The 6,102-nt window shown below is 77.1% G+C and carries 8 protein-coding genes; 5 read left to right on the top strand and 3 right to left on the bottom strand.

Annotated features, from left to right (window positions below):
- The first annotated feature begins 267 nt into the window (after positions 1-267).
- The 5 genes from AB0K34_RS45800 to AB0K34_RS45780 all read left to right on the top strand — a co-directional run bounded on the left by AB0K34_RS45800 (position 268) and on the right by AB0K34_RS45780 (position 4,017).
- Positions 268-933 (top strand): response regulator transcription factor, encoded by a 666-nt coding sequence (locus tag AB0K34_RS45800; protein WP_301175863.1) that lies wholly within the window; start codon positions 268-270, stop codon positions 931-933.
- A gap of 70 nt (positions 934-1,003) precedes the next feature.
- Positions 1,004-1,657 (top strand): RNA polymerase sigma factor, encoded by a 654-nt coding sequence (locus AB0K34_RS45795; RefSeq protein ID WP_301175864.1) that lies wholly within the window; start codon positions 1,004-1,006, stop codon positions 1,655-1,657.
- Positions 1,657-2,460: an MGMT family protein gene (locus AB0K34_RS45790; RefSeq protein ID WP_364554802.1), complete on the top strand. Its 804-nt coding sequence runs from the start codon at positions 1,657-1,659 to the stop codon at positions 2,458-2,460. Before AB0K34_RS45795 ends, AB0K34_RS45790 begins: the two co-directional genes overlap by 1 nt.
- 125 nt (positions 2,461-2,585) lie before the next feature.
- Positions 2,586-3,662: an NAD-dependent epimerase/dehydratase family protein gene (locus tag AB0K34_RS45785; RefSeq protein ID WP_364554800.1), complete on the top strand. Its 1,077-nt coding sequence runs from the start codon at positions 2,586-2,588 to the stop codon at positions 3,660-3,662.
- Between the two features lie 103 nt (positions 3,663-3,765).
- Positions 3,766-4,017 (top strand): hypothetical protein, encoded by a 252-nt coding sequence (locus AB0K34_RS45780; protein ID WP_301175867.1) that lies wholly within the window; start codon positions 3,766-3,768, stop codon positions 4,015-4,017.
- 54 nt (positions 4,018-4,071) lie between these two features.
- Here the strand turns inward: AB0K34_RS45780 and AB0K34_RS45775 are convergent, their stop codons facing one another.
- The 3 genes from AB0K34_RS45775 to AB0K34_RS45765 all read right to left on the bottom strand — a co-directional run bounded on the left by AB0K34_RS45775 (position 4,072) and on the right by AB0K34_RS45765 (position 6,072).
- Positions 4,072-4,236 carry a CDGSH iron-sulfur domain-containing protein gene (locus AB0K34_RS45775; RefSeq protein ID WP_301175880.1) on the bottom strand — a complete coding sequence of 55 codons (165 nt, stop codon included), beginning with the start codon at positions 4,234-4,236 and terminating at the stop codon, positions 4,072-4,074.
- A gap of 79 nt (positions 4,237-4,315) precedes the next feature.
- On the bottom strand, positions 4,316-5,032 hold the full coding sequence (locus AB0K34_RS45770; protein ID WP_364554798.1) for a HemK2/MTQ2 family protein methyltransferase: 717 nt from the start codon (positions 5,030-5,032) through the stop codon (positions 4,316-4,318).
- On the bottom strand, positions 5,029-6,072 hold the full coding sequence (locus AB0K34_RS45765) for an iron-containing redox enzyme family protein (protein ID WP_364554796.1): 1,044 nt from the start codon (positions 6,070-6,072) through the stop codon (positions 5,029-5,031). Before AB0K34_RS45765 ends, AB0K34_RS45770 begins: the two co-directional genes overlap by 4 nt.
- Positions 6,073-6,102: the final 30 nt, after the last annotated feature.

Below are 6,102 nucleotides of genomic sequence, written 5' to 3'. Positions count from 1 at the left end.
GCAGTGCCCGGGCGGCGGCGCCGGCTGCGGCGCGGGTGGCGTCGCGGGCGGTGACGCGGTGTTCCCGGGTGGCTGCGGGGTGGTTCACGGGGTCCACGCTACTGGCCGGTGAAGTGCGGGGTTACCGTCGAAAGTCAGGGGTCGGGGGCGGTGAAGATCGCGGGTGGCGGGCGGGAGGGGGGCGGGCTGAACTACGGTTGGCGGGTGGTCCGGCGGGTGGGCGGTGGCGGCCGGGTGGCGAGGTGTGGAGAGCATGGAGGAGATCGCGTGATCCGGGTGATGCTGGCTGACGACCAGACGCTGGTGCGGGCGGGGTTCCGGTCGATCCTGGAGGGCGAGGCCGACATCGAGATCGTCGCCGAGGCCGGGGACGGGGCGCAGGCGGTGGAGCGGGCGGTCGAGGTGCGCCCGGACGTGGTGCTGATGGACATCCGGATGCCGGTGCTGGACGGGTTGGAGGCGACGCGGCGGATCATCGCCGATCCGCGGCTGGGCGGCGTCCGGGTGGTGATCTTGACGACGTTCGATCTGGACGACTACGTGTACGAGGCGATCAAGGCGGGGGCGAGCGGGTTCCTGGTGAAGGACACCGAGCCGCCGGAGCTGATCCACGGGGTGCGGGTGGTGGCGCGGGGGGACGCGCTGCTGGCGCCGACGGTGACGCGGCGGCTGATCTCGGAGTTCGCGTCCCGGATCACGGCGCCGCCGCCGGCGGCGGAGTTGAGCGCGCTGACCGAGCGGGAGCGGGAGGTGCTGGAGCTGGTGGCGGCGGGCCTGTCGAACGAGGAGATCGCGGGGCGGCTGGTGCTGTCGCCGGCGACGGCGAAGACGCATGTGAGCCGTATCCTGGCCAAGCTCGGGGCGCGGGACCGGGCGCAGCTGGTGGTGCTGGCGTATGAGAAGGGCGTGATCCGGCCGGGGTGGCTCGGCTGAGCGCGGCCCGGTCGGGCGCGGGCCCGCGGGCGGGGTGCAACGGGCCGGCGCGGGCCGGTGTTGACGGGATGTGACGGTTACGGACGAAGCGCTCCCCCGCCTTCCGGACGGCGCCCGCGGCGGTGCCGGCGATGACGCGGGCGCGGCGGTCGCGGCGGCGCTGGCGCGGGACCTGGACGCCGGGTTCGCGGCGCTGTACGAGGCGTACCGGGGCGCGGTGTTCTCGACGGCGCTTCGGTTGTGCGGGCGGTGGGCCGAGGCCGAGGATCTGTCGGCGGAGGCGTTCCTGCGGGCCTACCGGGCGTTGGCGGGGTACGAGGCGGCGCGGATCGAGGGGCTGCGGCCGCGGGCGTGGCTGCTGGCGATCCTGACGAACGTGTGGCGCAACAGCCTGCGGTCGGCGGCGCGGCGTCCGGTGGCGGCGCCGATGGAGGACGCGCCGGACCCGCCCGATCCGGGCGAGGGGGTGGAGGACGCCGCGGCGCGCCGGGAGACGGGCCGGGAGCTGGCGGCGCTGCTGGCCGAGCTGCCGGAGGCGCAGCGGGCGGCGGTGGTGCTGCGGCATGTGACGGGTCTTCCCGTCGCCGAGGTGGCGGCCGTGCTGGGGCTGCCGGAGGGCACGGTGAAGTCGCATGTGTCGCGGGGGCTGGCGCGGCTGCGGAGGCTGCGCGGCGTCCCGGACGGATTCGAGGGGCCGCGTGAGCGGCGGGAGGGAGGCCGGTGATGACCGGTGCCGATGCCTTCGGCGGGGCGGTGGATCCGGCCGTGGATCCGGCCGTGGACGCGGTGGTCGACGAGTTGGCGGGGCTGGCGGCGGACGCGCCGGCGGGGCTGCTGGAGCGGATCGCGGCGCGGCGGGTGCGGGTTCCCGGGCCGGTGGAGGACGGGCCGCTGGCGGGGCTGCAGGTGGCGTTCACGGACCGTGGGGTGGCGTACGTGCGTGCGGGGATGGGCGAGCGGGAGTTCGCCGAGGCGTTCCGGGAGCGGTTCGCGCGGCCGCTGCTGGCGGCGGAGCGTCCTCCGGCGGGGCTGGTGCCGGCGTTGCGGTCGGGGCGGCTGGGCGGGCTGCGGCTGGACCTGCGGGGGCTGAGCGAGTTCGAGGCGGCGGTCCTGGAGGCGGCGGCGGAGATCCCGCGCGGGCAGACGCGCCCGTACGCGTGGGTGGCGCGGCGGGCGGGGCGGCCGCGGGCGGTGCGGGCGGTGGGGTCGGCGCTGGGCCGCAACCCGGTTCCGCTGCTGATCCCGTGCCATCGGGTGACGCGGTCGGACGGGTCGCTGGGCGAGTACGTGTTCGGTGCGGGGGCCAAGGAGCGGCTGCTGCGGGCCGAGGACGTGGACGTGGACGAGGCGGTGGAGCTGGCGCGGCGCGGGGTGCGGCTGGTGGGGTCGGACACGACGGGGATCGTGTGCTATCCGACGTGCGCGGACGCGCGGCGGATCGCGCCGGGGCACCGGCGCGGGTTCGGCGGGCTGGCGGCTGCGGAAGCGGCCGGGTACCGGCCGTGCCTGCGCTGCCGTCCCGCCTGACCGGCCCCGGACGGGTCGGCGGGCGCCGGCGGGGGGTGGGGCATAGTTCGGCGCTGGCCGGGAATGGGGCCGTCCACCTGCGGGGACGAGCCCGCGGGCGGACCGCCGAGGAGAGGGAGACCGCCATGCGCGTCGTCGTGACCGGCGCGACCGGCAACATCGGGACCAGCACGCTGCGCGAGCTCGCCGAGGACCCCGCCGTGACCGCCGTGACCGGTGTGGCGCGGCGCGCGCCGGGGCCGGGCGCGGTGCGGGAGACCGACCCGGCCGGCAGCGGGAAGATCGAGTGGGCGCGGGCCGACGTCACCGACAGCGACCTGGTGCCGCTGCTGCGGGGCGCCGACGCGGTGGTGCATCTGGCGTGGCTGTTCCAGCCGACCCACCGGCCGGCGGTGACGTGGGACGCGAACGTGGTCGGCAGCGGCCGGGTGTTCGACGCGGTCGCCGAGGCCGGGGTGCCGGCGCTGGTGCACTCCTCGTCGGTCGGCGCCTACTCCCCCGGGCCCAAGGACCGCCCGGTGGACGAGTCGTGGCCGACGCACGGGTGGCCGGGCGCCGCCTACTCGCGGGAGAAGGCGTACGTGGAGCGGCTGCTGGACGCGTTCGAGGCCGCCAACCCGCGGTGCCGGGTGGTGCGGATCCGGCCGGGGTTCGTCTTCCAGCGGCAGTCGGCCAGCCAGCAGCGGCGGCTGTTCGCCGGGCCGCTGCTGCCGGGCCGGCTGGTGCGTCCGGGCGGGATCCCGTTCGTGCCGGACATGCCGGGGCTGCGGATGCAGTTCCTGCACGCGGCGGACGCGGGGCAGGCGTTTCGGCTGGCCGCGACCGGTGCGGCGCGCGGGGCGTTCAACGTCGCCGCCGACCCGGTGGTGGACGCGGCCGAGCTCGCCGGCATGCTCGGCGCGCGCACGGTCCGGGTTCCGCAGCCGGCGGTGCGGGCGGCGCTGGCGGCGGCGTGGGGGCTGCATCTGGTGCCGGCGTCGCCGGGCCTGTTCGACCTGGCGATGCGGATCCCGGTCATGGACACCGCGCGGGCCCGCACCGAGCTGGGCTGGACGCCGCGGCACACCGCCCGGGAGGCGTTCAGCGACTTCCTGGAGGGGCTGCGGTCCGGCGCCGGGCGGGACACGCCGCCGCTGGCGCCGGGTGGGGCCGGGCCCGGCCGCGCCCGCGAGTTCAGCACCGGCGTCGGCCGCCGCCCCTGACCCGCCCCTGGCACGCCGCGGACTTCACCCCGCACCGTCTCGTCCATCCCACTGCCACATCCCAGTGCCATCCCATCGCCATCGCGCTACCGGAGGTCACCTGATGCCGACGATCACTTCCGACCACCTGCACACCCTGCTGGCCTCCACCGACCGCGACGCGGCGCTCGTCGTGGTCGGGGGCCGCGCGGCGGTCGTGCCCGGCGATCCCGGCCGGGGCGGCGGCCCTGAGGACGCGCTGGTGATCACCACGCGGGACGCCGTCATCGCCGAGCTGGACACCGGCGCCAACGAGGAGCAGATCGAGGCGCTGGCCCAGCGGCTGGACGTCGCGCTGGAGAGCCTCGGCGGCTGAGGCTCCCCGCGTGAGGCTCCCCGCGGCTGAGCTGAGCGGCCTGCTGAGCGGGCCTCAGCCGCGGGTGCGGCGGCGGTGGCTGGTGTCGCAGAACGGGTAGGAGCGGCTGCGGCGGCACGCGCACAGCGCGACCAGCCACCGGTCCGACACGACCGTGGAGCCGTCCTCCAGGACGACCTCGACGGGGCCCTCCACCAGTACCGGGCCGCCCGGCACCATCCGCACCCGCCGCCGATCCCGGCGCGCGGACGCGCGTCCTTCCCGATGCTCTTCGTCGGGTGCGGGTGCGGGGGCGGGGTCAGGCGGCCCGGTGCCGGTGCTCATGGCGCTCCTCACCGCCTGCGGTTCCGGCCGCGATCCGGTCGGCGCGGACCACGACGAGGTCCTCGTGCAGCTGCCCGGGCCCGAGCAGGCCCCGCGCGGCCAGCAGCGCGGCGCGGCGCCGCATCACCGGGCCGAACGGTTCGCGGCGGCGGGCCACCACCGACGCGCGCATCCCGGCGGCGCGCAGGGCCACCAGCGTCGCCGCGACGCCGTTCAGCGCCGAGTGCACCAGCAGCAGCGTCCCGCCCGGCGCCAGGTGCTGAGGGGCGTGTGCGCAGATCCGGTCCAGCAGGGCGCGGCCGTCGTGGCCGCCCTCCCAGGCGCGTGCCGGGCCCCGCACCGCCGCCGGGTCGGCGTCGCCCGCCACGTACGGGGGGTTGGCGACGATCACGTCGAAGACCTCGCCGGCGACCGGGGCGAACAGGTCGCCGCGCAGCACCCGGACGGGCAGGCCCCGCAGCCGGGCGTTCATCCGCGTGGTGAGGACCGCGGGCGCCGAGACGTCCACGGCGACGACGTCGCAGCCGGCGCGGGCGGCGGCCAGCGCGACCGCGCCGGTGCCGGTGCCGAGTTCCAGGACGCGGGCGCGAGGCGGGGCGCCGGCACGGGCCAGTGTCCGGGTGAGCGCGCCGGTCAGCAGCGAGGTGTCGGCCTGCGGCCGGTACACCCCCGGCGGGCGCAGCAGCATCATCGCCGGTCCCCCTCTCCCCCACCGGCCGGCGGGGTGTCAGGCAGCTCGTCCGGGGGCGCGTCGGGCAGTGGGCGGCGCAGCGCGGGCCGGCCGGCGCGCCAGCGTGCCAGCAGGTGTCCGGCCAGGCGGTCCTCCAGCAGCCCGGTCGCCCGCACGCCCAGCACCACGTCGGCGGCCAGTTCGGGCTCGGCGGCCAGCAGCGCACCGACGACGTCGTGGCGCAGGACCTGCTCGTGAACGGCGTCGGCCTCGATGTGCTCGGTGTAGAACAGGACGGCGCGGGGGCCGGCGCCCAGGCGGCGCAAGGCCGCGGCCATCCGCCGCGCGGACGGCGCGGTGGTGATCTCAGCGGCGGCGAAGTGCCCGACCAGGGCACCGCGCAGCGACCGGTGCAGGCCGAACAGCGACATCATGGTGACGGTGGCGAGCATCTGCGGCGGGGCGGCGTCGACGTAGGCGCCGTAGGCGGAGTCCAGGCCGAGGTCGTCCAGGAGGGCGGCGTACAGGCCCTGGTGGGTCATCTCGGGGCGTCCGCCGCCGAACTCGTCGTTCTCGACGGCGACCAGCGCGGTCTTGGCGCGGCCCCGCAGCCGCGGGATGACCCAGGCGTGCGGGTCGGCCTCCTTCAGGTGGTACACCGACCGCAGCGCCGCGTGCTCGCGCAGCTGCCAGGGGCGGCCGTCGTCGCGCAGGTGGTGGGTGACGCCTCCCCCGCCGACCGGTTCCACCAGCAACTCCTCCAGAGCGGCCTCCACATCGGCGCCGGCGTCGGGGCCGGTGCCGGTGCCGGTGTCGCGGCGGAGCGCGGCCAGGAACTCGGTCTCCAGGGCGGCGCGGGTCCGCAGCAGCGCCGGGTCCCACTCCCAGTCGGGGTGGACGCCGGCGAAGCCCTGGTAGTGCAGCTCGTAGCAGGTGTGCAGGGCGAGCTGGAGGTCGTCCCCGTAGGGGTCGGCGGCCGCGGCGTCGGCCGGGCCGGGGATGCGGTGCGTTCTTTCCTTGATCTGGGCGCGCGTCTTGACGGGCGCCTCCACAGTGCTCATCGATCGCTCTCCTGAGCTCGGGTCGTCGGG

Source organism: Actinomadura sp. NPDC049382, from assembly GCF_040677125.1.
In the GTDB taxonomy this organism is placed as follows: domain Bacteria; phylum Actinomycetota; class Actinomycetes; order Streptosporangiales; family Streptosporangiaceae; genus Spirillospora; species Spirillospora geliboluensis.
The sequence above is the reverse complement of the archived record's forward strand: the minus strand, read 5'-3'. Positions and strand labels throughout refer to the sequence as shown.